Source organism: Zobellella sp. An-6 (assembly GCF_052487945.1).
This window is the reverse complement of the sequence record NZ_CP199259.1, coordinates 2,414,651-2,439,166: the sequence shown is the minus strand read 5'-3', so window position 1 is coordinate 2,439,166 and position 24,516 is coordinate 2,414,651. Positions and strand designations below refer to the sequence as shown.

The 24,516-nt window shown below is 62.3% G+C and carries 28 protein-coding genes, 1 tRNA gene and 1 pseudogene; 22 read left to right on the top strand and 8 right to left on the bottom strand.

Going from position 1 to position 24,516, the window contains the following annotated elements; all coding sequences use genetic code 11:
- Positions 1-136 precede the first annotated feature (136 nt).
- The 13 genes from ACT7DK_RS11415 to ACT7DK_RS11355 all read left to right on the top strand — a co-directional run bounded on the left by ACT7DK_RS11415 (position 137) and on the right by ACT7DK_RS11355 (position 11,146).
- Complete coding sequence (locus tag ACT7DK_RS11415; protein ID WP_445399232.1) at positions 137-1,165, top strand: diguanylate cyclase domain-containing protein; 1,029 nt, start codon at positions 137-139, stop codon at positions 1,163-1,165.
- A gap of 76 nt (positions 1,166-1,241) precedes the next feature.
- Entirely contained in the window at positions 1,242-1,469 is a 228-nt protein-coding gene (locus ACT7DK_RS11410; protein WP_445399230.1) for a Flp family type IVb pilin, read from the top strand.
- 9 nt (positions 1,470-1,478) lie between these two features.
- On the top strand, positions 1,479-1,898 hold the full coding sequence (locus ACT7DK_RS11405) for a prepilin peptidase (protein ID WP_445399228.1): 420 nt from the start codon (positions 1,479-1,481) through the stop codon (positions 1,896-1,898).
- Positions 1,874-2,371, top strand: a complete 498-nt coding sequence (locus ACT7DK_RS11400; protein WP_445399226.1) for a TadE/TadG family type IV pilus assembly protein — start codon at positions 1,874-1,876, stop codon at positions 2,369-2,371. Before ACT7DK_RS11405 ends, ACT7DK_RS11400 begins: the two co-directional genes overlap by 25 nt.
- 50 nt (positions 2,372-2,421) lie before the next feature.
- Positions 2,422-3,243 carry a Flp pilus assembly protein CpaB gene (gene cpaB / locus ACT7DK_RS11395; protein WP_445399224.1) on the top strand — a complete coding sequence of 274 codons (822 nt, stop codon included), beginning with the start codon at positions 2,422-2,424 and terminating at the stop codon, positions 3,241-3,243.
- 10 nt (positions 3,244-3,253) lie between these two features.
- Entirely contained in the window at positions 3,254-4,405 is a 1,152-nt protein-coding gene (locus ACT7DK_RS11390) for a type II and III secretion system protein family protein (RefSeq protein WP_445399222.1), read from the top strand.
- The gene (locus tag ACT7DK_RS11385) at positions 4,402-5,499 is read left to right on the top strand and encodes an AAA family ATPase (protein WP_445399220.1); all 1,098 of its coding nucleotides are present in this window, start codon (positions 4,402-4,404) and stop codon (positions 5,497-5,499) included. The genes ACT7DK_RS11390 and ACT7DK_RS11385 overlap by 4 nt, the downstream gene beginning before the upstream one ends.
- On the top strand, positions 5,496-6,767 hold the full coding sequence (locus ACT7DK_RS11380; RefSeq protein ID WP_445399218.1) for a CpaF family protein: 1,272 nt from the start codon (positions 5,496-5,498) through the stop codon (positions 6,765-6,767). Before ACT7DK_RS11385 ends, ACT7DK_RS11380 begins: the two co-directional genes overlap by 4 nt.
- Positions 6,764-7,609 (top strand): type II secretion system F family protein, encoded by an 846-nt coding sequence (locus ACT7DK_RS11375; protein WP_445399216.1) that lies wholly within the window; start codon positions 6,764-6,766, stop codon positions 7,607-7,609. Before ACT7DK_RS11380 ends, ACT7DK_RS11375 begins: the two co-directional genes overlap by 4 nt.
- A 16-nt stretch (positions 7,610-7,625) precedes the next feature.
- Entirely contained in the window at positions 7,626-8,516 is an 891-nt protein-coding gene (locus ACT7DK_RS11370; protein WP_445399214.1) for a type II secretion system F family protein, read from the top strand.
- Positions 8,517-8,631: 115 nt separating this feature from the next.
- Positions 8,632-9,189: a tetratricopeptide repeat protein gene (locus ACT7DK_RS11365; protein ID WP_445399212.1), complete on the top strand. Its 558-nt coding sequence runs from the start codon at positions 8,632-8,634 to the stop codon at positions 9,187-9,189.
- Entirely contained in the window at positions 9,189-9,434 is a 246-nt protein-coding gene (locus ACT7DK_RS11360) for a DUF3613 domain-containing protein (RefSeq protein ID WP_445399210.1), read from the top strand. The genes ACT7DK_RS11365 and ACT7DK_RS11360 overlap by 1 nt, the downstream gene beginning before the upstream one ends.
- Positions 9,435-9,436: 2 nt before the next feature.
- The gene (locus ACT7DK_RS11355) at positions 9,437-11,146 is read left to right on the top strand and encodes a pilus assembly protein TadG-related protein (protein ID WP_445399208.1); all 1,710 of its coding nucleotides are present in this window, start codon (positions 9,437-9,439) and stop codon (positions 11,144-11,146) included.
- Between the two features lie 26 nt (positions 11,147-11,172).
- On the opposite strand, the gene ACT7DK_RS11350 is transcribed toward ACT7DK_RS11355, so the two are convergent.
- The 5 genes from ACT7DK_RS11350 to ACT7DK_RS11330 form a co-directional block, all read right to left on the bottom strand.
- Positions 11,173-12,078: a L,D-transpeptidase family protein gene (locus ACT7DK_RS11350; RefSeq protein ID WP_445399206.1), complete on the bottom strand. Its 906-nt coding sequence runs from the start codon at positions 12,076-12,078 to the stop codon at positions 11,173-11,175.
- 102 nt (positions 12,079-12,180) lie between these two features.
- Complete coding sequence (gene fldA, locus ACT7DK_RS11345) at positions 12,181-12,708, bottom strand: flavodoxin FldA (protein ID WP_445399204.1); 528 nt, start codon at positions 12,706-12,708, stop codon at positions 12,181-12,183.
- Between the two features lie 44 nt (positions 12,709-12,752).
- Entirely contained in the window at positions 12,753-13,037 is a 285-nt protein-coding gene (gene ybfE / locus ACT7DK_RS11340) for a LexA regulated protein (protein WP_445399202.1), read from the bottom strand.
- A 3-nt stretch (positions 13,038-13,040) separates the two neighbouring features.
- Positions 13,041-13,262, bottom strand: a complete 222-nt coding sequence (locus tag ACT7DK_RS11335; protein WP_445399200.1) for a DUF2788 domain-containing protein — start codon at positions 13,260-13,262, stop codon at positions 13,041-13,043.
- 56 nt (positions 13,263-13,318) lie between these two features.
- The gene (locus ACT7DK_RS11330) at positions 13,319-14,086 is read right to left on the bottom strand and encodes an alpha/beta fold hydrolase (protein ID WP_445399198.1); all 768 of its coding nucleotides are present in this window, start codon (positions 14,084-14,086) and stop codon (positions 13,319-13,321) included.
- 131 nt (positions 14,087-14,217) lie between these two features.
- Here ACT7DK_RS11330 and ACT7DK_RS11325 point away from each other — a divergent pair, with 131 nt between their 5' ends.
- From ACT7DK_RS11325 to ACT7DK_RS11310, 4 genes are all read left to right on the top strand, one after another.
- Positions 14,218-14,709 carry a replication initiation negative regulator SeqA gene (locus tag ACT7DK_RS11325; protein WP_445402334.1) on the top strand — a complete coding sequence of 164 codons (492 nt, stop codon included), beginning with the start codon at positions 14,218-14,220 and terminating at the stop codon, positions 14,707-14,709.
- Positions 14,710-14,730: 21 nt separating this feature from the next.
- Positions 14,731-16,374: a phosphoglucomutase (alpha-D-glucose-1,6-bisphosphate-dependent) gene (gene pgm / locus ACT7DK_RS11320; protein ID WP_445399196.1), complete on the top strand. Its 1,644-nt coding sequence runs from the start codon at positions 14,731-14,733 to the stop codon at positions 16,372-16,374.
- Positions 16,375-16,663: 289 nt separating this feature from the next.
- Positions 16,664-17,689, top strand: coding sequence for a succinylglutamate desuccinylase (gene astE / locus ACT7DK_RS11315; RefSeq protein WP_445399194.1), 1,026 nt, complete (start codon positions 16,664-16,666; stop codon positions 17,687-17,689).
- Between the two features lie 212 nt (positions 17,690-17,901).
- Positions 17,902-18,765: a hypothetical protein gene (locus ACT7DK_RS11310; RefSeq protein ID WP_445399192.1), complete on the top strand. Its 864-nt coding sequence runs from the start codon at positions 17,902-17,904 to the stop codon at positions 18,763-18,765.
- A gap of 71 nt (positions 18,766-18,836) precedes the next feature.
- Here the strand turns inward: ACT7DK_RS11310 and ACT7DK_RS11305 are convergent, their stop codons facing one another.
- Positions 18,837-19,622 (bottom strand): nucleoside-binding protein, encoded by a 786-nt coding sequence (locus ACT7DK_RS11305; RefSeq protein WP_445399190.1) that lies wholly within the window; start codon positions 19,620-19,622, stop codon positions 18,837-18,839.
- Between the two features lie 160 nt (positions 19,623-19,782).
- Positions 19,783-20,331, bottom strand: coding sequence for an HPP family protein (locus tag ACT7DK_RS11300; protein ID WP_445399188.1), 549 nt, complete (start codon positions 20,329-20,331; stop codon positions 19,783-19,785).
- A gap of 140 nt (positions 20,332-20,471) precedes the next feature.
- Here ACT7DK_RS11300 and ACT7DK_RS11295 point away from each other — a divergent pair, with 140 nt between their 5' ends.
- The 4 genes from ACT7DK_RS11295 (at position 20,472) to ACT7DK_RS11280 (ending at position 22,159) form a co-directional block, all read left to right on the top strand.
- Positions 20,472-20,678: a hypothetical protein gene (locus tag ACT7DK_RS11295; protein ID WP_445399186.1), complete on the top strand. Its 207-nt coding sequence runs from the start codon at positions 20,472-20,474 to the stop codon at positions 20,676-20,678.
- 51 nt (positions 20,679-20,729) lie between these two features.
- A tRNA-Ser gene (locus tag ACT7DK_RS11290) sits at positions 20,730-20,820 on the top strand.
- 64 nt (positions 20,821-20,884) lie between these two features.
- Positions 20,885-21,538, top strand: a complete 654-nt coding sequence (locus ACT7DK_RS11285) for a TIGR01621 family pseudouridine synthase (RefSeq protein ID WP_445399184.1) — start codon at positions 20,885-20,887, stop codon at positions 21,536-21,538.
- A 63-nt stretch (positions 21,539-21,601) separates the two neighbouring features.
- Positions 21,602-22,159 (top strand): cytochrome b, encoded by a 558-nt coding sequence (locus ACT7DK_RS11280; protein ID WP_445399182.1) that lies wholly within the window; start codon positions 21,602-21,604, stop codon positions 22,157-22,159.
- A 90-nt stretch (positions 22,160-22,249) separates the two neighbouring features.
- On the opposite strand, the gene cra is transcribed toward ACT7DK_RS11280, so the two are convergent.
- The gene (gene cra, locus ACT7DK_RS11275; RefSeq protein WP_445399180.1) at positions 22,250-23,227 is read right to left on the bottom strand and encodes a catabolite repressor/activator; all 978 of its coding nucleotides are present in this window, start codon (positions 23,225-23,227) and stop codon (positions 22,250-22,252) included.
- 173 nt (positions 23,228-23,400) lie between these two features.
- Here cra and fruB point away from each other — a divergent pair.
- Positions 23,401-24,492 (top strand): annotated as a pseudogene (fruB, locus tag ACT7DK_RS11270) (fused PTS fructose transporter subunit IIA/HPr protein); the annotation flags it as partial.
- Positions 24,493-24,516 lie beyond the last annotated feature (24 nt).

The window sequence follows — 24,516 nt, the reverse complement described above, 5'->3', positions numbered from 1 at the left end:
GTCAGGCTTTTTTTTTTGCCGGTCCAAGGTGCCACTGGCAATCCCGGCCGAAAGCCCCTAAGTTGTAACGCAGACGGCGGTTCGGGGGGGCAACTCCGGGCCGGCCGCTATCGGGACGTCTGGATGGAGGAGCATCATGGAAGAGAAGCTCTCTGCCGTTTTTGAGCACTGGACCGGCATGGCGCTGTTGCTGGTGCTGAGCATGCAGTTGGCCGCATGGCTGTGGTACCGGCATCGCCTCGGCCGCTACCGGCTTAGCCAGGCATGGCCGGCCAGGCGACTGGGGTTGGCGGTGGCCGGCGCCGGACTGGGAGTATGGGAATGGCAGCCGGCAAGCGGCAAGCTGTATTGGAGCCCGACGGTGTTCGGGTTTTATGGCCTGGCACCCAGCACCCATATCGATATCGAGCAATGGAAAAGCTGCCTTCCCCAGGAGGCTGCCCTGCGGCTCGAGCAACAGTTACGACGCGGCATGGCGGAATGGGTGGAACTGGAGCTCGAGCTGCCTTTCAGGCAGTTGAAGATCACCGGACGCTGGGTATACGAAGGCCGGCGGTGGCGCTTGATCGGCCTGCAGCAAGATGTCAGCGCCAGCTCGGGACAGCTGCGCCAGATGTCCCGCCAAGCCTATCAGGATCGGCTGACCGGCCTGCCCAACCGCAGCGCCATGATCGAGCAGCTGGCGGCATTTTGCCGGCCGGGGCAGGGGGGGGCACTGCTCTTTCTCGACCTCGACGGCTTCAAGGGGGTGAACGATGAGCTGGGCCATGACGCCGGCGATGCGTTGCTGCAGGCGGTGGCCGAGCGGCTGGGTCATTCCCTGCGCCTGTGCGATCGGGTCTACCGCCTGGGCGGCGATGAATTCGTGGTCTGGCTGACGGTGGAGGGCGACAGCCGCGCTGCCGCCAGCCGTGTGGCGGCGCTGATTATTCAACGGCTGGAAGAGCCCTTCGAGCTGGGCGGCCGGCAGTGCCGGATTTCCACCAGCCTGGGTATCGCCCTGTGTCCGGCCGACGGCGATACGCCCGAGATCCTGCTGAAGGCGGCCGACCAGGCCATGTACCGGGCCAAGCGGGCCGGCAAGGGCCGTTACGCCTGGGCCGGGGAAGGTGAGCCGGCCGGAGCCGGCGGGCAGTTAGAGGCCGAAAAAATTGCGCCGGATTGACTTGCATCAAAGAAAAGCTCTTCTAGACTCAAACTGAACAAAAAAATAATAGGGCACACTCTCAGGAGTTAACAATATGGATATGCTTACTCGTCTTTGGGTTTATGCCAAGTCCCAGTCCCTGCGCTTTATCAAGGAAGATAAGGCGGCCAGCGGTATTGAATATGTGTTGATAGCGGTGATGGTCGCGGTGGTATTGACGGCGTTTTCTGGCGATATAGCCACTGCTGTCGAGACCATCATGGGAGAAATTGAAAGTTCTCTCACAACATCAGCAGAGAGTATTCCACCAGCGGAAGGATAAAGCCATCTGATGATGGCACTGCTTTTTCTGGTATTGCTGTTTTGTTCCCTTAAGGATATCGGGTCTCGCCGGCTCCCGGCCCCACTGATATGGCTTTTGCTGAGCATAAGCCTGGTGTGGCCGGTGGCAGGCGCACTGATAGACGGCCAACTCTGGCACTGGCAGCAGTTGCTCTGGGTATTATTATGGTTTCTGCTGCTGCTGCCGGGCTTTTTATTCAAGGTCTTCGGTGCGGCCGATATAAAGATAATTCTTATTCTGGCCCTGATCAGCCCCTTTGATTTTTTGCTGCATGCCTTGTTATTGGCCTTTGCCGGCATAGCGTTCTGGTGGCTGCTCCGGGACAGAAAGAGACGGGAATATCCGTTTATCCCCTTTTTGACCTTGGGGTTTGGGGTGTCGCTATGGATGCACGGAGCGCTCTTCTGACGGGGCCGCTTTATTATAGAGCCGACAACAAGGCACGGAAAAAACAGAAAGGAGCGGCCGGTGTTGAAGCGGTACTGGTGCTGCCGGTGATCATGACCCTGTTTTACGCCATCGTGACCTACGGCCTTATATTTTATACCCAGTATCTGTTTAACCATATCGGTTCCGAAGCCCTGCGCCGCAGCGTGTCTTACGTCAACGAAAGCTGCCTGATCGACGGGCAGGACGAGGGCTGTGACGATACGGCGCTGAAACAGCAACTGCACCAGCAGGTGGAGTCCCTGCTCGACGACTTTCTCACGGATCCGGACAGCATCTTCGGCCAGCCGCGCAGCGAGGCGTTGTCGGTGACCATACTGCCGGGGGACTGCTGTGTATTGCAGTTTTCCTATAACTACCAGGAGCACCCCTTTATTCCCCCGTTGTTGCCGGTCCCTGCGGTGATTTCATCGCGGGCCAGCCTGCAACTCTAGTCACACTGTCGGCCAGGGAGGCGACCATGCAGGGAAAAGGATTATATCTGTTGGCCTTTGCGCTTTTGGGTCTGGCACTGCTGCTGGGGCTGTACAGTCTGAGCAGGGGACAGGAGGTTGCCGAGGCACCGCCGGCGGCGCCTCGGGAAGAGCACAGCGTCTGGATCTTTGCCCGCGACGCGGTCAGCGGCGAGGCACTGAGTGCCGCCATGCTGGAGGCGCAAACCCGGCCGGGGCCGGCGCCTGCCCCGCAGGTGCAGCCGGGCGCGCTGATGGGGCGGGTATTGATGGAAGACGTGGTGGCCGGCACCGAGCTGGACGAAGGGATGCTCGGCCACCCCCAGCCCCTGCTGGATGCACTGGCACCGGGATACCGGGCGCTGGCGCTGCGCGTGGATGAGGTGTCGGCGGTGGGCGGACACCTGAACAGCGGCGACCGGGTGGATGTGCTCTATTACCTCAAGGCCAACAGGGAGAGCGGCCAGGACAGCAGTGCCCGCCGCCTGCTGGCTAATGTCCAGGTGTTGGCCCACGGCCATGAGCTTATCGGTGATCCGGGCGCGGAGCCGACCCGCAATGAAAAGGCCAGGTCGGTGGTGCTGGCCGTCCCGGAGCAGGAAATGGCGGGGCTGTTGTTGGCGGAGAGCACCGGCAGCCTGCGGCTGGCGGTGATCGGCCGGAGGGAGGAGAGGGTCGGCCAGCCATCGGCCATGCCGATCCGGCTGAAGGAGCTGGCCGCGCTCGAGCGGCTGGCGGAGCCGGCTCCGCCTGTCGCGGCCCGGCCCCTGCCGCCGAGGGGACGGGCCGCGGGCGGGCCGCGAGTGGAAGTGTTTTACGGGGAACATAAAGCCGTGTTCACAACGGCGCGCTAGGAGCAATACCATGGCCTCGATCCGCATCCTATGGGCCGCCTGGCTCAGTGCTTTTGCCTTTATCGCCACCGCCGAGGAGCTGGTTCTGCGGCAGGGAGAGCAACACCAACTGAACAGCCCGGCCGCGGTGGTGCGGGCGGCCGTGGGGGACCCGGATATCGCCGGCGTACAGGTGCTGTCCAGCCGCAGCCTGTTGCTCACCGCCAAGGCCAGCGGACAGACCCGGTTGCTGCTGTGGTACCGGGGTAGCGACGAACCGGAACGACGTCTGCTCAGGGTGCGGGCGGGCGGCGTTGCCGAGCAGAATGTCCAGGTGCAGGCCGACATCAAGGTGGTGGAGGTCAGCCGCAACGCCTTGCAGGCCGTCGGCACCGGGCTGTTCAAGCAGTCGGTGCGGGGCAGCACCACCATCGATGCCGGCAGCGGCCTGCTTTCCGGGTTTCTGCCCGGGGACAGCACCAGGCTGGCCGAAGGCACCCTCAATATCGTGGCCGGCAATACGGCGCGCAACCTGTGGGGGGCCATTCGTGTCCTCAATCAGAGTGGTTATGCCTATACCCTGGCCGAGCCCAGCCTGGTGACCATGTCGGGACAGACCGCCACTTTCCTGGCCGGGGGCGAGTTTCCCTATCCCAGCACCAGCAGGGATGGGGATGTCCGCATCGAATTCAAGGAGTTCGGTGTGCGCCTGCATCTGACCCCGACGGTGCTGGAAGATGAACGGATCTTGCTGAAGGTCGCCCCCGAGGTGAGCGAGCTGGATTTCACCAGCGGGGTGGAAACCGCCGGTGCCGCTGTACCATCGCTGCGGATCCGGCGCACCGATACCACGGTACAGCTTGGTCATGGTGAAAGCTTCGTGATCAGCGGGCTGGTAAGTACCGCCACCCAGCGCAATGCCGACCGGCTGCCGCTGCTGGGCGATATTCCCATCCTCGGCGCCTTCTTTCGGTCGACCCGGTTCGACAGCAGTGATCGGGAGTTGCTGATGGTGGTGACCCCCTACCTGGTGCGGCCATTGGCGGCGGGCGCCGCGCTGCCGGCGTTGCCGGGAGAGTCCTACCGCAGCTATCGCCCCGCCTTTTTTGAGATGTTGTTTCTGGATCGGGATCCCGGCGCCCTGCCCAGCGGCATGGGCTTTGTGAAAGGAGGAAGCCGATGACGATTCTGGCCTACAGCCCCGATCCCAGCTATCAACGGGACCTCGAGCGATACCTGCCCGGCGGCGAGCGGCTGTACTGGGTGACGATGCTCGATGATTTGAATGGTGCCCGGGAATGGCGGCGGGCCAGGGCCATGGTGCTGATTGCCAGCTGCTGGCCCGATGAACAGCTGGAGCGCTTGTTGAAAGGATTTTTGCCTAAGCCGGTGGTCCTGATAGATACCACGGCGGAGGGGCAGTGGCAGTTTTATGGCAACCACCGCCAGTTGCATCTGGCCAACTTCGACAATTTGCAGCAGACCCTTGAATGGCTATTGCTGCCGGAGCCGGTGGCCGCCGGCGGCGCCCTGGCCCTGCTGACCCCGCGGAATGACTATGATGGTGCCATTCTGACCATTGCGACCGCCTGGGTGCTGAGCGCCCGCCACCGGAAACGGGTGCTGGTGCTCGACTTCGCCCTGCCGCAATGCGACATAGCGGCCTATCTGGGGGCGGCTGCCGATTATTCGCTGAGCGATCTGGTCAGCCATCGGCATGTGCTGGACGAAGCCTGGCTGCAGCAGCGGCTGGCCACGGCCAGTGGCATTCATGTGCTGGCGTTGTCGCCCGACGATGAGCTGGCCGCGCTCAGCGGCAGCGAGGTCCGGGAAGTGCTGGCCCGGCTGGAGCAGCATTATGACCACCTGCTGTTCAACCTGACCGGCCAGGGCATCTCCAGCCTGGTATCCCTGGTGGCCGAATGTTGCAGCCACCTGTGGCTGTTGGCGGACCAGAAGAACATCAGCATCAAGAGTGCCGCCGTCATGGCCGAGTATCTGCTGGGCCAGGGGGTCAGGCCGGCGGGCCTGGGCCTGGTGCTGGCGCCCTATTATCCGCAGCAGGTGCCCGATGCCGGTGCCATCGGGCAGCGGCTGGAGATACCGGTATTGGCCTGCCTGCCCGACATGCATGAATTAATCACCCTGATCAATGCCGGTCAGCTGTTGCCGCCCAAGCCGCCCTTGGCGCCACTGCTGAAGGCGATTGCCGGCATGGTTGGCCAGACCCGGGAGAGCCCCTGGTGGGCGCGATGGATAGGGAGGAAGCACGGATGACGGCAACCGAACTCAACCGCAACGGCCGCCGCCTGGATGTCTCGCCGGACGACAGCCTGGCGATGCTGAAGGCACGGTTACATCACTACATTATCGAGCGCCTGGAAGAAGACGGCCTGATGTTCGAAATGGAGCGCAGCGAACTTTCCCCGCTGGTGCACAAGTATGTGCAGGCTTATTTGCTGGAGCAGGGCAATACCCTCTCCGGGCGCGAGGATACCGGGCACCTGGTGCGGGATCTGCTGGATGAAATGATCGGCTTCGGTCCCCTGCAACCCCTGCTCGATGACGCCGGCATCGACGACATCCTGATCAACGGCGCGCATCGCATCTTTGTGGAAAGAGGGGGGCGGCTGGAGCAGGTGCCACTGCGGTTTTTCAACGATCAGCACGTGTTGCGGGTGATCCGGCGCATGCTGGCCCCCTTGGGACGGCGCATCGACGAGAGCAATCCCATCGTTGACGCCCGCCTGGCCGACGGCAGCCGGATCAACGCCATCGTTCCTCCACTGGCCATCGATGGTCCCTGCCTGTCGATTCGTAAATTCAGGCAAGATGCCCTGGGGGTCGAGGCGCTGGTCAACGGCGGCTCTATCAGCCCGGCCATGCTGTCGTTTTTGTCACGGGCGGTGGCGGCCCGTTGCAACCTGTTGATCAGCGGTGCCACGGGCTCGGGCAAAACCACCTTGCTCAATATTCTGAGCCAGTTTATCGGCGGGAGGGAGCGGGTGGTGACCATCGAAGATGCGGCCGAACTTCAGTTGCGCAACGGCCATGTGGTGCGCCTGGAAACCCGCCCGCCCAACAGTGAAGGTCGGGGAGAGGTGACGCCGCGGGAGCTGGTGAAAAATGCCCTGCGCATGCGGCCCGACCGCATCGTATTGGGTGAGAGCCGGGGCGGGGAAGTGCTCGACATGCTGCAGGCGATGAACACCGGCCATCAGGGCTCGATGAGCACGGTGCATGCCAATTCGGCGCGGGACGCCCTGGTGCGGGTAGAGATGATGGTCACCCTCTCTGGCTTCAGCGCCACCGAGGTGTTGATCAAACAGATCATCGCGACCGCGCTCGATCTGATCGTGCAGGTCAGCCGCCTGCCCGATGGCCGCCGCCTGGTGACCCATATCCTGGAGGTGGAAGGGGTCGCCGATGGCATGATCCGCACCCGCGAGCTGTATGCCTTCGATCTCGAGCGGGGCGATTTCGTGCCGGTGGATCAGCCGTCCAAGCGGCTGCAGGCGGCGCTGGAAGCGGAGGGCGGATCATGATCGGACTGGCGATAACCCTGCTGTCGGCCGGCGCCCTGTTGCTGGTGCTGGCCGCCCGTCGTCAAGGCCGGACGGCCCCGGTGGTGCCGGGGAGCAAGCCGAAGGGGACGCTGGGCCCCCTGCAGGAAGCCTGGTTACGGCTGGGGCTGGCCGGTGGGCGGCGTGGTGTGGCGGGGGAACTGATCCTGATGGGGCTGGCAACGGGACCGGGCTGGGTGCTGGGTAAGGAAGCCTGGGCCGGGCTGGGATTGGGGCTCTGGCTGGTGCTGCGAATCCTGCTGGGGCAGCTCAGGCGGAGCGCCCGCAAGCGGCAGCTGTTGCGCCAACTGCCCGGCTTTATCGGTCAAATCAACCGGCGTATCGACGTGGGCATGAGCCTGGAGCAGGCGGTGCAGCAGTCGGCCGCCGCCAGTGCCAGTCCGCTGCGCGGGGTGCTGGAGCAGGCCTTGCTGAGGGTACAACTGGGTGAGGAACTGGCTGAGGCCTTCCACCTCAAGGCACGCCTGACCGGGGTGGCGGAGTTCGGGCTGCTGGCCAGCATGTTTTCGGTCAATCACCAGTATGGCGGCAGCATCAGGGGGGCGCTCAACGGCCTGATCACCCTGTTGGAACAGCGCGAGCGCAGCCAGAGAGAGCTCAGGGCGATGACGGGAGAAACCCGGGTCACGGCCTGGGTCATGGGCTCGATGCCGCTGTTGATGGTGCTCTATATGCTGGCCGTCAATCCGGATTATATCCTGGGTCTGTGGCTGGACGACGGCGGACGACGGTTGCTGTTTGGCGGGGCGGCCTTGCAACTGGCCGGTGTATTGGCCCTGTGGCGGATGTTGCGTTCCATTTAGGAGCAGGAGGTCGTTCATGGCGATGATAGCGATGAGTATGGCCTTGCTGGTACTGGCGGTGGCCATGGTGCTGTTTCAGGCCCGCCGCCAGTTGCGCCGGCAGGCGTTGGCTCAGCTCGATGAAACCTTGCAAGCCTCCTATCGCCGGCAACTCTGGCACAAGGGGAGGACGCTGTGGTCGCAGGCCAAGCAACCGGGCCGGCGGCTGAACGAGCTGGCATTGCTGTTGCGCCAGGCCGGCGTCGCCGGCAGCCATCGCCAGTTGCGGTTCTTGTGCCTGGCCGGGCTGTTGTGGCTGGGCCTGACGGCCCTGGCAGCGGCGCTGATAGTGATGGGGAGTGAACTGCCGGCGCCGCGGGCGGGGGCAATGGTGGCGGTAGCGGCCGCCGGCGTTGCCTACGTCATGCTGATCGCGCTGCGGCTCAGGGTGCGTCGGCGGGCGGCCCTGCTGGAAGAGGAGCTGCTGCTGGTATTGCAGGTCATGCGTATCCTGTGGGAGGTGGGCATGTCGCTGGAGAGCCTGCTGCGGGTGTTGATCCGGGAGCTAACCCGGATGGCACCGGAAAGTTGCAAGGAGCTCGGGCTGCTACTGGCCCGGATTGAGGCGGGCGAAGATCGTGAGCAGACCCTGAACGAGCTGGCCATGATCGTGCCCGCCGAAGGCTGGCAGGACATGCTGCGGTTGCTGGCCCAGGTCTCGGCCAGTGGCGGAGGCATGAGCGAGGCGCTGCAGCGCCTGACCCAGCTGTTGCAGGATCGGCGGCGCACCCAGCTACAGGAAACGGTCAGCAAGCTGTCGGGCAGGATGTCGGCGGTGATGATGGTGTTTCTGTTCCCGGCCCTGTTGCTGGTCCTGGCCGGACCGGGATTCCTGGCGTTGATCAAGGCCTTGGGCAATATGGGGTGACAAGATGAGACGGGAAATATATGGCTGGTTTTGCTGTGGGCTCCTGCCCCTCGTGCTGGCCGGCTGCAGCAGTGCGCCGGCAAGCAGGGTGGGGGGCTGTTCCCCGGGGCAGGATGTGGCGCAGGTACAGTTAAGCCTGGTCCAGCAGCAGCTGGCGCAAGAGAGCTACTATTCCGCCCTTGCCACCCTTGATGCGCTGGCGGACGACTCCCCCCGGGCCCGGCTGCTGCGGGGCGACCTGCTGCGGCTGGTGGATCGCGGGCACGAGGCGGAATCCTGGTATCTCGGCCTGACCAAGGGCTGTATGGCGGCGGGGGCCTACCATGGCCTGGCGTTGCTGGAAGCCGAGCAGGGGAAGATGACGGCGGCCCTGGCCCACTTCCGTCAGGCCATCAACCTGGCTCCAACCGATACCGATATTCGCAACGACTATGGTTTTGCCCTGCTGGCGGTGGGGCAGGACAGGGAGGCCAGGGTGCAGCTGATGACGGCTCTGGAGCTGGAGCCTGACCATGGCATAGCGGCGCGCAATCTCTGGTTTCTGCTGTTGAAACACGAGCAGCTCGAGGCCGCCGATCACCTGGCCCGTCGTTTCGGCTGGGATGAGCAAGAACGGCACCGCTTTATCGTCGCGGCGCGCCATTTTCAACCCTGGCAAGAAGGAGTCCGCTGATGCCTTACCTATTATTGTTGCTGCTCATGCTGCCCGGTGGCGTCGCCGTGGCGGTGCCCCCCGGGCCCGAAGAGTTCGGCCGGCAGACTCGCCAGTGGCTTGAGCTGCAGCGCAGCCAGCTTCAGGCCAGCCGTCATCAGGATCGCTTGGCGCCGGAAGCGACCGCCAAGGCGAAGCAGCGGATGCTGGAGAGCTTTGGCCACGCCATTCCCGACCGCTATATCAAATCGAACTTCAAGGAGTGACCATGGTTCGCCAGCGGGGCGCCGTCGTCTTCACCTTTCTGTGGCTGTTCACCGCCCTGTTGCTGGTCACGGCGCTGGCGATCGATGCCGGCCGGCTTTACACCGAGCAGCGGCGGTTGCAGAAGCAGGCGGATCTGGCGGCGCTGACCCTGGGTCGCCATGCCTGCTATATCGACGGTGCCGGCCAGGCGGCCGAGCTGGAAGCCGAGGTGCGGGCCAACCTGGCGGCCAATGGCTTTGCCACCGACGGGGTCAATATGCGGCTGCAGTTCGGCCGGAGCCATATCGCCGACAGCCGCTGGCAGATCGACACCGGCGGTGCTCCCGGCAGCGCCGGCCGGGTCGAGCTGAGCCGCCGGGTACCGGCCAGCCTGCTGGCGGGAGGGTTGATGGGGCAGGAGATCACCCTGGCCGCCAGCGCCGGTATCGACAAGCAGATGGTGGTGGGCTATTCGCTGGGATCGGGGCTGGCCTCCCTGGATGAGGGGCTGCTCAATGCCCTCTTGGGCGGCTTGCTGGGGGCCGAGCTGGATCTCGACCTGCTCCATTATCAAGGACTGGCCCGCTCCCGTGTCCACCTGGGACGACTACTGCAACTGCTGGGGGAGGAAAACGCCACCGAGCTGACCCTGGGCTCTACCCGCACCTTGCTGGAGACCCAGGTGCCCCTGGGAACCCTGTTGCAGCTGATGCTCGAGGCGGTGGACCAGGAGCAGGCCGCGGGCCTGGATCTGGGAGTGATTGAGCAGCGCCTGACTGCGGCGGCCCAGGTCGAAGATGCCATGGTCAGCCTGGACGAGCTGTTGTTTTTGCAAACACCGGGCGACGAGGATCAGCAGCAACTGAGCCGGGCCGCGCTGCAGAGCCAGCTCAATGCCCTGGAGCTGATCAAGGGGGCCATTATGGTCTCCAACCTGAATAATGCGGTGGATCTGGGGCTGGGGACGGGGGACTTTCCCCTGATAAGCGATCTGGCCGATCTCTCGGTCAAGGCCAGTGTGATAGAGCCGCCCCGCTATCGGCTGGGACGGCTGCCGGAGGATGCGGGCGAGCTATATATGGAAACGGCCCAGCTCAGGCTGGAGCTGGGGGTGAATATATTAAAAGAACCGCTGGCGTTAAGTATTCTGGGGTTAGCCGGTGTTGAAGTTGCTCCCTTCTGGCTAGACTTAGGAATTACCGCCGGTAGTGCCCGTAGTCATCTTACCCATGTCACAGGTTGCGCGTTACAAGAGGACTTGGAAGTTGGGCTTGAGGTTACACCTTCAATCGCCTCCATGTCCCTGAACACTGTCAGCCCTTTAAAGTTGAGCGCCATTGTATTGCTTGCCTCCGTCCCTTTAGCCGATGTTAGCTTGGGGCCGATAAATGTGGCGGCTGAACCGAATAATCCCGAGCTAGTCAGCATTAATCCACAGCAGTTACCCTCAGAAGAAACGCAGGTCAGCGCGTCATCGGGAGAGAGCTTGGGTAATCTCCTGTCCAGCCTGCTCTTGCAGCTAGATGGCTCGACTATCCACGTAAATCCTTGGGTTGGTGGTTTAGTCGACTCTTTGCTGGCCCAGTTGATTACGCCTATAGTAGCGCCTTTGCTGGAAAGTGTGTCAGCGCAGGTAGTGGATCCCATGCTGGATACTCTGGGACTTTCCCTGGGCAATGCCTATCTAAGGGTGGATAGCGTGGCGGTGATAGGAGGGGACTTGATTGAATAAGGGCGCCAAGGGCGCCCTTATTCGGCTCAGTACAGCTGTCCCACCAGCTGGGGCACGCCCTGCTGGTGGCTGATCACCTGCTCGATAAAGTCACGGTCGGCGCCCTGCTCCAGGAGCGGCATCAGTGCGCTCAGATCCAGCGGCCGGGTGTCGGCCAGCCCTTCCGGCGTCAGCGGCTCATGGGCTTCCACAAAGGTCTGGCCGTATTGATCGGTGCTGACCTTGAGCGCCTGGTTGACGATTTGTACCCGGGTGCCGCTGTCGACCTGGGCAAAGAGCCATTCCACATGCTCGGGATACATGCGGATACAGCCGGCGCTGGCGCGCAGGCCCACATCCAGAGGATCGTTGGTGCCGTGGATCAGGTATTCACCGCTGCCATAGGCCAGGCGCATGGCGTATTCCCCCAGGGGGTTGTCGGGGCCCGGGGGGACCACGGCCGGCAGGGGAATGCCTTTGGCTTCATATTCCTTGCGGGTATTGGCGGTGGGGGTCCAGGTCGGATCCTTGCGCATCTCGGAGATACGGGTGATCATTTCCGGCGTGGCCCGGCCCACCCGGCCGATACCGATGGGGAACACATACACTTCGTCACCCTGCTCCGGATAATAGTACAGCCGCAACTCCGCCAGGTTGATGACGATGCCCTGGGTTTCCGCCTTGGGCAGCAGCAACTGGTTGGGAATGATCACCTTCTGGCCCGGTTGCAGCAGAAACAGATCCTGTTCCGGATTGGCCGCCAGCAGCAGTATGGGGCTGACCCCATAGTAGCGGGCCAGCGCAGCCAGGCTGTCTCCCTCCTGGGCGGTATGGAGCACGATCTGGCCCACCGGCTGACCCGGGTCTTCCGGCAGGGGGAGGGGATTGATGTTGGCCTGGGCCAGCGAAGCCGGCAACAGCAGGGTCAACAGTAACGCTCTTAACATCTTCATGTACTGCTTCTCTTGATTCTGGTTTGGGTTGTTCCGTTGTTCATCAGGGATACAAAAAAGGGACGCGCTGCCGCGTCCCTACGTTGGACCTGCGAAGGAGGATCAGGATTCCAGCTCCTTCAGGCACATCTCTTCGTAGATCTGCTTGCACCAGGCCTTGACCCTGTCCTGGGTCAGTTCGGGTTGCCGGTCTTCGTCTATCCCCAGCCCGATGAAGTGGCCGTCGTCCACCAAGGCGCGGGATGCCTCGAAGTCATAACCTTCGGTCGGCCAGTGGCCGATGATGATGGCGCCCTTGGGTTCGATGATATCACGCAGGGTACCCATGGCGTCGAGAAAATACTCGGCGTAGTCTTCCTGGTCACCGCAACCGAATATGGCCACCAGCTTGTCGCTGAAGTCGATTTGCTCCAGTTCCGGGAAAAAATCATCCCAGTCGGCCTGGGATTCGCCGTAGTACCAGGTGGGGATGCCGAGGAGCAGCAGGTCGAAACCGGCGATGTCCTCCTTGGTGCTCTTGGCGATATCGTGCACCTCGACCAGGTGCTTGCCCAGCTCTTTCTGGATCATCTTGGCCACGGCTTCGGTGTTGCCGGTGTCACTTCCAAAAAACAGACCTACGCTTGCCATAATAATGCTGTACCTTAGAAAATGTGGGTGTCAGGCCACCCGGCCTAATCAAAATCCTGCTGCTCCAGCTGTTGCAACAGTAATGTCTGGATCAATTCTGCCCGGCTGAGCTGACGCTCGGCGGCAAGCAGATTCAACCTGCTCAACAAGTGTTGATCCACCTTCAGCTCGATACGCCTGAGGCCGCGCTCGCGATCCCGCTTGAGCTGATTGCGCTTGTTGAGCTTGAGCTGGGCTTGCCGGGGCAGGGGGTTGGTCTTTGGCCTGCCGGGCCGACGCTCGTCGGCAAACAAGTCCAGCGTGGTTCTGTCCGCATCTTGCTTGGCCATGGCTTAACCGAGACCGCCTCCTTCCCAGGCGGCTTCGATGATCCCTTTGGCGACAAAGCCGGCGCAGCCCAGAAACAACACCAGCCAGACGATGTAACGGCCAAACTTGGGCACATTGCCTCGTTTGAGTACATCCTGAATAGCCAGCCCGATCAGCAGGAAAATGGCTACAAAAAACAGCTTGAGGCCCAGATTTTCCAGCAGCTCGATTTGTTCCAATGACATCTTGTTGCCCGACCGTTGAAATTGAGCGCAACTATACCATAAAGGATTTAAGCCTGTTAACCGGCCTCGGTCAGGAAATCCAGGACTAACCGGTTGAACATCTGGGGTTTCTCCGCATGCAGCCAGTGCCCCGCTCCCTGGATGACGCGGGCCTTGGCCCGCGGGAACTGTCGCAACACCTGGGGCTGGTGTTCGGGCAGCAGATAATCGGACTCGCTGCCCTTGATGAACAGGGTGGGGCCTTGGTATGGCCGGGGCAGGCCGGGCCAGCCCATGATGGCCTGGTAATGGGCGAACAGTACCGGCACGTTGAAGCGCCAGGGCTGGGCGCCGTCGGGCACGAAGGACTTCAGCAAAAACTGGCGCACTCCGGCCGGCTCGACGTAACGGCCGAGCACCTCGTCCGCTTCCTTTCTGTTCCGGCAACCGGCTTCGATCACCGCCAGCAGCCCCTGAAACACGGCCTCATGGCGGGCCTGGCTGTAGGCGACCGGGGCGATGTCGGCCACCACCAGGGTGCGAACGCGATCGGGGGCCAGGCCGGCGGCCATCATGGCAATCTTGCCGCCCATGGAATGACCCACCAGCGCCGGTTGCTCCAGCTCGAGTCGCTCGGCCAGGGCCAGTATGTCACCGGCCATCTCTTCATAGTCCATCCGCTCGCTGCGGGGGGACAACCCATGGTTACGGACATCGACGGCGATGACCTCGAACCCTTCGGCCAGCTCCCGGCTGAGGCCATTGAGATTATCCAGGTTGCCGAACAGGCCATGGATCAGCATGACCGGGCGGCCTTGCCCCTGGCGGCGAAAATTGAGTTGCATGTGATTTTCCCGAACTGGACCAAGGGCGTTATTGTTGCCCGCTCGCGCCGGCGGCGCAACCCGCTTGGGCCTGATGCTCCCTCCATGTATAATCGGGCTCCTCATTGGGAGTGGACATGCCAGAAAAGATGATGAAAACCATAGAGGTAGATGAAGATCTTTACCGTTATATCGCCAGCAACACCCGCCATATCGGCGAGAGCGCCTCGGATATTCTGCGCCGGCTGCTGAAGCTGGAACAGGCCCCGGTGGCGGTGCCGGCCGCCGTCCCGCGCGCCGTACCGGGCCAGGGGATAGCCCAGATGCTCGACAACAACCAGCTGGCGGCGGAAGAGTCGGCCATCGATCGTTTCATGCACATACTGTCGGTGCTCTACCGCGAGCATCCCGACTCCTTTGCCCAGGCGAGCGATATCAAGGGCCGCAAGCGCATCTACTTCGCCGACTCCGAAGCGGCCCTGCTGGCTGCTGGCAATACCACCAAGCCCAAGGCCATCGATGGCAGCCCCTACTGGGTGATCACCAATACCAACACCGGCCGCAAGCGCAACATAGTGGCGCAGCTGATGGCGGCCATGGGGTACCCCCACGGACTGATCGAACGAGTGTGCCAAAGCATTTAGCAGACTAAAAGGACTGAGCCCATGACCACGCATCCCAGGGCCGGCACCCCGGCCGAGGCCTCCGATCTCGTCAATATCCCGCGGCTGATGGCCGCTTACTACCAGTTGCAGCCGGATCCGGCCCGGGCGGAGCAGCAGGTGGCCTTCGGCACCTCGGGGCACCGGGGCTGCGCCCTCGACGGCAGTTTCAACGAACTGCACATCAGGGCCATCTGCCAGGCGGTGGCGGAGTACAGAACCGGGCAGGGGTTGGCCGGTCCCCTGTTCCTGGCCATGGATACCCACGCCCTGTCGGAGGCGGCCTGGGGCTCGGCCCTGGAAGTGCTGGTGGCCAACGGCCTGGAGGTGAGGGTGCAACAGGGCCGGGGCTATACCCCGACGCCGGTGGTGTCGCATGCCATTCTCAACCATAACCGCAAGCATGCCGATGCCAGGGCGGACGGCATCGTGATCACCCCTTCCCACAACCCGCCCCGGGATGGCGGCATCAAGTACAACGGGCCGGACGGCGGCCCGGCAGCGGCCGAGGCCACCCGCTGGATCCAGGACAGGGCCAACGCGCTGATCGCCGGCGGCGGCGCCGGTATCGCCTCGGTGCCCTTTGCCGAAGCGCTCGGACGCGCCGTGCAGATCGACTATGTCGAGGACTATGTGGCGGAGCTGGGAGAGGTGGTGGACATGACCGCCATCCGCGAAGCCGGCATCCGCATCGGCATCGATCCCCTGGGGGGCGCCGGTCTGGCCTACTGGCCGCACATTGCCGAGCGTTATGGCCTGGATATTACCGTGGTCAACCCGTGCCAGGAGCCGACCTTCTCCTTTATGACCCTGGATCACGACGGCCAGATCCGCATGGACTGCTCCAGCCCCTACTGCATGGCCAAGCTGCTGACGATGAAGGACGACTTCGACATCGCCTGCGGCAACGATCCCGACTACGATCGCCACGGCATAGTGGACCGGGACGGGCTGATGAACCCCAATCACTACCTGGCGGTCTGCATCCATTACCTCTTCACCCACAGGCCCCGCTGGCCGTCTTCCCTGGCGGTGGGCAAGACCCTGGTGTCCTCCTCCCTGATAGACAGGGTGGCGACCCACCTGGGACGGCCGTTGATGGAGGTGCCGGTCGGCTTCAAGTGGTATGTGCAGGACCTGGTGGATGGCCGGCTTGGCTTTGTCGGGGAAGAGAGCGCCGGTGCTTCCTTCCTTCGCCTCGACGGGGGCGTCTGGAGCACCGACAAGGACGGTTTCATTCCTTCCCTGCTGGCGGCGGAAATCCTGGCGATCACCGGCCTGACGCCGCACCAGTATTACGAACGGCTGGTGGCCGAGCTGGGCCGCCCCGTCTACCGCCGGCTGGATGCCCCCGCCAGTCTGGCCCAGAAGCAGGTGCTGGCCAGGCTCAACCGCGATGATGTCGAGGCCGAGACCCTGGCAGGGGATCCCATCGTCGCCATCCTGACCCAGGCGCCGGGCAACGGTGCCGATATCGGCGGCCTCAAGGTGGTCACCGAGCAGGGTTGGTTTGCTGCCCGTCCCAGCGGCACCGAGCAGGTGTACAAGATCTACGCCGAAAGCTTCAGGGATCAGGCCCATCTCGGGCGGTTAATCACCGAAGCCCGACAACTGGTGAGTGACACCTTCGCCAAGGCCGGCGTCTAGGGTCTCGCCGTCGACGACGGCCCGGATAGCGGGGCGTCGTGTTTTATCACATCGGCCAGTCCCTTGGCCCCGGCGAATTTTTTTGCCCGTTGTTGTCATGGGCAGGAATGCATAACAAAACGCACCATACCCACCACTTGGCATAACCGTTCAAGTCTGCTGCCTAGAACCGCATCCCGGGGTGTTTTCGGAGCGCCGGGGGCGGTTTGCCGTTGCTAGACTTTACTGCTGAAATCATGTTTTATCGCCATGTGATATTTTGCTTTTAATGATGTTACTGGAGGTAAATGTGAACGGAAGCCGGCTCGGTGATTTTTTGACCCTCAGCAGGGAGCATCCCTGGGAACTTGCCCCCTTCAGCGACAGCTTGCCCGATGGCGGCGACATCCAGGTGTGGGACACCGGCGTCCTCTGCATCGAGCCGGCCTCGCCGGCGGACAAGGACATAGTGCTTTCCTGTGGCATCCACGGCAATGAGACCGCCCCCATCGAGCTGTGCGAACGGCTGTTGCAGGGCATCGTGACCGGTCGCTTGCCCTGCCGCCAGCGGCTGTTGCTGATCTTCGGCAATCCGGCGGCGATGAATCTGGGCGTGCGGGAGCTGGAAGAAAACCTCAATCGGCTGTTTTCCGGTGCTCACGCCAGGGGCGGCAGGCACAGCCGGGAGCGGGAGCGGGCGGCCAGGCTCGAGCGCTATGTGGCGCGCTTCTTCGAGGCGCGCCGGGGCGTCGAGCGGCTGCATTACGATCTGCACACGGCTATCCGGCCTTCCGCCTACGAAAAATTCGCCATCTACCCCTTTCCCCATGGTGCGCCCTACTGCCGTCAACAGCTGTCCTTCCTGGCGGGGGCCGGTGTGGACACCATACTGCTGGCCCATGGCCCTACCACTACCTTCAGCTATTTCAGTGCCCGCGGCTTCGGGGCTCATGCCTTCACCGTCGAGCTGGGCAAGGTGATGCCCTTCGGTCAGAACGATGCCAGCCGCTTCGCCGCCATGGAGCGCAGCCTGGAGACACTGATCGGCGAACCCGCCTGGCAGGCAGCCCCGGTCGCGCTCGACCAGATCCGGGTGTTCCGGGTATGCCAGGAAATCGTCAAGCAGAGTGGCGACTTTCACTTCCATTTCGCCGACGACGTTGCCAATTTCACTGCCTTTCCCGCCGGCACCCTGCTGGCGGAAGACGGCGACCAACGCTGGTTCGTGCGGGAACGGGAGGAGGCGGTCATTTTCCCCAATGCCAAGGTCGCGGACGGGCACAGGGCAGCCCTGATGGTGGTATCTACCGAGCTGGCTCCCGACCAGATGTATTGAGCCTGAGCCGTCCCGCTTTGCCAAGACCATGGTGGCAATGCCACTGTGGTCTTTTTTGTTTGTGTTTTTGTGAACAAAATGTAGATCTTTATAGTTGTTTTATGTAATCATTTTTGTGCTTTAACAATAAGCTAAAAAGGCACATTAACTAACGTTTTTGTATTCATAAAAATCAGGAAGTCACACTTCAAGAATGTGAGGGAATCACGGATATGAAGCGCATCGGCAAGCGTATTTTTACCCTTTCTGCATTGGCACTGGCGGTATCCGCCGCCCCCCAGCTCAGTGCCGCCACCTGGTCCGATACCTATATCGGCTACAGGTACGGCACCCAGTTCACCGAGCCGAATAACCCCGAGGATATCGAGAAGCATGTCCTTCAGCTGACCCACGCCAGTGGTTACACCTACGGACAGAACTTCTTTAACCTGGATCTGCTGCAGTCGGACGGCAACGACAGGGCGAACGGCAGCGACAAAGGCGCGGTGGAAGCTTATCTGACCTATCGCCACCAGCTGCACCTGGGCAAGGTGTTCGACACCGATCTGGCTTTTGGCCCGGTCAAGGAAGTCGCCCTGACCGCCGGTTTCGATCTGAACACCAAGAACACCACCTTCGCCCCGCGCAAGCGCATGCTGGTGGCGGGTCCCACCCTGAAGTTCGGTGTGCCCAAGGGCTTTGTAGACCTGAGCCTGCTCTATGCCTATGAGCAGAACCACTGTGGCTTGCCCGGTTGCGGTGCCCCGGGCAACAGCAACGATATCAGCTTCGATCCCTATTATGTGGTCAGCCTGGCCTGGGGGCTGCCATTCCAGGCCGGTCCGGTGCCGATGAAGTTCCAGGGCTTTGCCAATTACAACACCGAGAAGGGGGATGACTATTTCAACAACGGCACCAAGCCGGAGATACTGTCACGCAGCTCGCTGATGGTGGATGTGGGCCAGCTGGCCTTCAACAAGAGCAACACCCTCTGGGCCGGTGTCGGCTACGAATACTGGGACAACAAGTTCGGCAACCACGGCAAGCCGGGAGTGGATACCCGCGCACCGACCTTCCAGCTGGAATGGCATTTCTAAGCTGTCTGCCTACTTCCCATTATCCCTGTGCATAGAGCAGAAGAGCGCCGCGGCGCTCTTCTTCGCTACTGTCAGAAGCGCCAGACCGCCAGTCCCTGCACCGCGCTTTCGTTGACATCGCTGCCGAACTTGTTGTGCCAGTACTGGTACTCTACGCCAACGAACAGCCGCTGGGGATCATTGAACAGGGTCTTGCCCAGATCGTAGCGCAGTTGGGGCTGGGCCAGGATATGGGCCTTGACCTTGTCGCCGAATTCGTTGGTGCGACTGCCGATGTATTCGGCGTGGCCTTCCAGGCTGAAGTCGTGACCGGCGAAGGCGAAGGGAAAGGCCCAGGCGGTGTCCAGCATCCAGCTGTTACCTTCCTTGGGAGCCCCGCCGTTGGCGACGCCCAGATTGTCGTCGATGTAAGCGGTGACCAGGGTATTGAAGAAGGCGGCGCCGGGTACATCGAGAGCCAGCTGGATACCTGGCAGGTACTTGCGGATCTTGCTGTCACCTCCCGCATTGACTCCCAGCACCAGCCCGACGTCCTTGATCGGGCCCAGGGCCAGTTCGGTGCCGCCGATTTTGCCGAGGCTGAAGTTGAAATAGGCTTCCCCATACCAGTCCCGCTGCCGTTGACCGTCGTCCCAGTCGGAGTAGTCGATAAAGAAGAAGTTGTCACCGTATTTCCAGCCGCTGGCGTGTTGCAGGGTGTAGATATGAGTGGTCGACTGCTGATCGGGATCGGCCCCGAAGGGATTCTGCTTCAGGCTGCCCAGCTGATACTGGAGTTCGGTTGAACTCCAGTCAGCAGCGAATACGGGGGCGGCGGCCACGGTTACCAGCAGCGCTAAGGCGGTTTTTCTCATCATGACTCCCTGTCACTTTTGTATACAATATTGTGGATTATATTGGGTTATAAATTCCGTTAACTTGTATCAAGTTAACGGTAACGCAATGTTACCCAACTGTTACCAGTGAGGTTGTGAAGGGAGTCACAATTTTATATAAATCTTCATGTGAAGATTCTTTTTATGAAGATTTCTTCCCGCAGCGCTCCTGCTTGCCACCGGCCCGGGGAGTGTTTCCCGCCGCTGACGGCGCCGCCTTGGGACCGAAGGGATAACGGCGATGGGTAAAGGCGCGGTGATAGAGGCTGGCGAAGGCCACCATGAACAGGGTGCCGGACAGGGTGGGCAGGATGAAGTCCATCGGTGGCAGATGGGCACCGGACAGGTAGATCAGTATCGGGTTGGCGCCGGCCGGTGGGTGCAGGGTATCGGTCAGCACCATCAGGGTGATTCCCAGGCCGAAGCAGACGGCCAGCCCCAAGATGGGATCCGGGAGCAACTCCAGCCCGATCACCGCCACGCTGGTGGTCAACAGGTGTCCCAGGACCACGTGCTTGGGCCGTGACAGGGGCGCCGAAGGCAGCAGCAGCAGCAGCACCAGGGTGGCACCGAGGGGCGCACTCAGCACCATGAAGTGGGCCCAGCTTTTCAGGTAGCTCAGGCAGATGACGGCAACAAAGGCGGCCAGACCGGCCAGGGTGGCATCGCGCAGCCGGTGTTTAAAATGCATGCAGACCTCGGTGGCAATGAGAAATTGCGTGTCGTTGGAACTCGGCAGAGCGTTAAATTGTATTTAAAATATATAAAAAATTAAAGGGTGACGCCGTGGCCAGAGGTGTGTGGCGTATTGCAACAGGCTCGGAGGCTGAGATGAACGAACATGAACCCTTGCGCAAGGCACTGGCTTGGCTACTGCAGCAGCCACGGCTGACACCCCGGCTGATTGCCGAGGCGAGCCGGCATTTCGATCTGTCGCCGCTGGATGAAGAATTCCTGCACCGGTATTTTTTCGATCGCCCTTCCAGGGGAGCACCCCAGTCAGAACGTGACCAGAATGGTGATTTAGAAAGCAGTTGAATCCCGCCCTATTTACAGCTCCGGTCGGTGCAAGTATGATGCGCGCTGTCCGGAGGGGTGGCAGAGTGGTTGAATGCACCGGTCTTGAAAACCGGCGTGGGTTAATAGCCCACCGTGGGTTCAAATCCCACCTCCTCCGCCAGACCTGAAAAGCCCGCTGCGTCATCGCAGCGGGCTTTTTGCATTATCCCTCCCGGAGTGAGCCCATGGACATACTGTTACGCCACGACCATTTCTACGTGATCAACAAGCCCGCCGGTCTCGGCATGCACCAGGAAGGAGACAGCCCGGGTCTGGTACGCCGACTGAGCGAGGCACTGGGCGAGCCGCTCTACCCGGTGCACCGGCTCGACAAGATGACCACCGGCGCCCTGCTGCTGGCCCGCACCCCGGATGCTAACCGGGAGCTCAGCCGCCAGTTCGCCGAGCGCAGTACCCGCAAGCTCTATCTGGCCCTGTCGGATCGCAGACCCAGCAAGAAACAAGGACTGATCAGAGGCGACATGGAAAAGGCCCGGGGTGGCAGTTGGAAACTGTGCCGCACCCAGCTCAATCCGGCCATCACCCGCTTTTACAGCACTCCGCTTGCCGAGGGACTGCGGGCCTTTCTGCTGCAGCCCTATACCGGCAAGACCCACCAGCTGCGGGTCGCATTAAAGAGCCTGGGTAGCCCCATTCTGGGCGATGAACGCTACGGCGGCAGCCCGGCGGACCGGGGCTATCTACACGCCTGGCAACTGGCGTTCGGCTATGGCGGCGAACGACTGAGCGTCCGGGCCCCCTTGCGCGAAGGGCGGTTTTTCCTGGAGTCGGGCGAGGCGATGGAGCGCTGGGCCCTGTCACAAGATGTCACAACTTGACATCAATCTGCGGGATCAAATGGATAGTCTTCCCCGACACTGCTAACGGGAGACACACAACAGATGCAATGGGGCAATAACGCACAACGCTATGGCGTGACCAGCCGGTTCCTGCACCTCGGCATGGCACTTTTGATTTTCCTGATCATCGGTCTGGGATGGTACGCCGGCAGCCTGCCGCGCGGGCCGGCGCGCGGTGACGCCTTCTTCTGGCACAAGAGCCTGGGCGTTCTCCTGCTGCTGCCCCTGCTGGGCCGGCTGCTGTGGCACCGGGTTTCACGGGTGCCGGCCGGCGTGCTCCGGGGTGGGCAGGCAAAACTGGCGCGGGCCGGCCACCACCTGCTCTACCTGCTGATGCTGGTAATGCCGCTGTCGGGCATCCTGATGTCGGTGGCCGCCGGACGGGAGGTGGCGGTATTCGACTGGTGGGTGATTGGAGGCTGGGTCTCGCCGCTGGACCAACTGGCGAGTCTGGCCAACGCTACCCATCGGCTGGCGGCCAACCTGCTGGTGGTGGTGTTGCTGCTGCACATGCTGGCGGCGCTCTATCACCGGCTGGTGCTGCAGGACGGGGTCTGGGAGCGGATGTTCGGCCGAACCTCCCGAACGGACGGGCGCTGATGGGCACCCTGAGCCCGGGAGGACAGGCCCATCGAGCGGGGCCCGTTTGCGTCGGTTGCCAGGGCGCCGACACCGACTCCAGCCCCGGGTTCAGCGCTTGTGCAGTATCCGCGGTACCGGGTAATGGCCGCTGCGGTAGTTGCCCCGCACCGCGTCCAGCGTCAGGTTCAGTACCTGCTGAGTCACGATATGGTGATCCTGGGCGATGGTGTTGATCGGGCTCGACAGGAAATCGAGCAGCCGGTGATCGCCGAAGGTGCCGAGCCGCAGGCGGGGCGGCAACTGGGCTTCGTGCTGGTAGAAATAATCGAGTACCCCTTCCAGCAACACGAAGGCGGTGGTGACGATGGCCTGGGGCCGTTGCCAGTCCACCTGCTCCAGCTCGTTCAGCAGGCGGAAGGCGGTCTGGCGTTCGAACCGCTCGCCATAGAGCACCTGGTAAGGCACCCCGGTTTTCTCCAGGGCCTTCACGAAGCCCTGCTCCCGCTCCAGGCTGATGCCCAGATCCGGAGCGGCGGCGATCAGCCAGGCCTGCTCCAGTTCGGGACTGGCCAGGGTCTGGGTCAGCCGGAAGGAGGAGGCCTTGTTTTCGCTGCTCACATAGATCAGGGGAGAGGGCAGGGATCTGTCCACCCCGATAACCGGCAACTCCTGGTTGATCTTCAGGTAAAATTCATCATCCAGCGGCAGGCAGGACGCCACTATCAGGGCATCCACCCGCCGTCCTTTCAGCATCATGGCCAGGTCCTTCTCGGTGTCCTGCTCGTCATCGGAGCAGGTGACCAGTAGCTGGAAACCGGCCTTGCGGGCATGCCATTCCAGCAGCTTGGCCATGCGGGCATAACTGGGGTTTTCCAGATCCGGCACTATCAGGCCGAAGGTATGTGACAGGGCCCCGCGCAGTGCGGCGGCCTGGCGGTCGGGCTGGTAGTTGTGGGCCCGCACCACTGCCATCACCTTGTCCTGGGTGGCCTGGCTTATCCGGTGCTGCTCTGCCTTGCCGTTGATCACATAGCTGGCGGTGGTGCGCGATACCCCGGCCAGGCGGGCGACTTCGTCAAGTTTCATCGTTCGTTAAATCCATCAAAATGTGCACCAGATCATATCATCGCAATCTGCCGGTGCAGATAGCTTGCCTGAATGGCTGAAACGATTCAGTATGAATTCAGTTACAAAATAACCCAAGCTATTCCCATCTTGTTCTAGGGTGTAAATATCCTTGTAAATCAGCAGGTGATGTCATGCTTTCACTGTCTACACAAGACGTAAAAATCGGTGCCGCCTTGGCCGACAAGACTTCCGTTATCAATGCGCTGGCCCAGTGGCTGGAGCGGGACGGCAATGTGGCCGCCGGGTACGAGGCCGGCATGCTGGCACGTGAAGCCCAAACCGCCACCTACCTGGGGCAGGGCATCGCCATTCCCCACGGCACCCAGGATACCCGCCATCTGGTGAAAAAAACCGGCATCAAGGCCATCCACCTGCCTGGAGGCGTAGAGTGGGGCGACGGTGAAAAAGCCTATCTGGTGCTGGGCATCGCCGCCGGCTCCGACGAGCACCTGGGACTGCTCAAGCAACTGGCCCGGGCCCTGTCCCAGGACGATCTGGCCGAGCGGGTCAGGTCCGCCCGTGAGCCGCAGGATATTCTGCAACTATTGCAGGGCGATAGCGAGCCCGAATTGGCCCTGGGCGTGGAAAGCATCGCCGTCAAGGCCAAGGCCAGCTCCCTGAGCCAACTGGCCGAACAGGCCGCGGTACTGATGAAGGCCTCGGCCGGCGAGCAGTCCGCCCTGATCAAGGGCGACGCCAGTCACCTGGGACAGGGCTGGTGGCTGAGCCAGACCCCGACCACTGGCCCCTCCCGGGCGGCGCTGGTGACCGCGGATGCCTTCGAGCACCGGCAGCAGCCGGTAGCGGCCCTGCTGGCGCTGGCGGTGAAGGGTGCGACCCACAAGACCCTGCTGAGCCAACTGGCCGACTGGCTGGCCGCCGGCAAGGGCCATGAGTTGGCCGCCCAGTCCTCCCCCGAGGCGCTGCTCGCCGCCCTGAGTCAGGGACCGGCCGCCCTGGCCGTCGGCGAGGTGACCGTAGAAGTACGCAACCCTCACGGCCTGCACGCCCGACCCGGTGCCATGCTGGTACAGGCCGCCAAGCAGTTCCAGGCCGATATCAAGGTGCGTAACCTGAGCGGCGACGGCAAGGCCGTGTCCGCCAAGAGCCTGATGAAGATCATGACCCTGGGCGTCAAGCTCGGCCATACCCTGGCTTTCACCGCCGACGGTGAAGATGCCGACGCCGCCCTCAAGGGCATGGTGGACGCGGTGCGTTCCGGCCTGGGTGAGGAAGTGGTGCCGGCG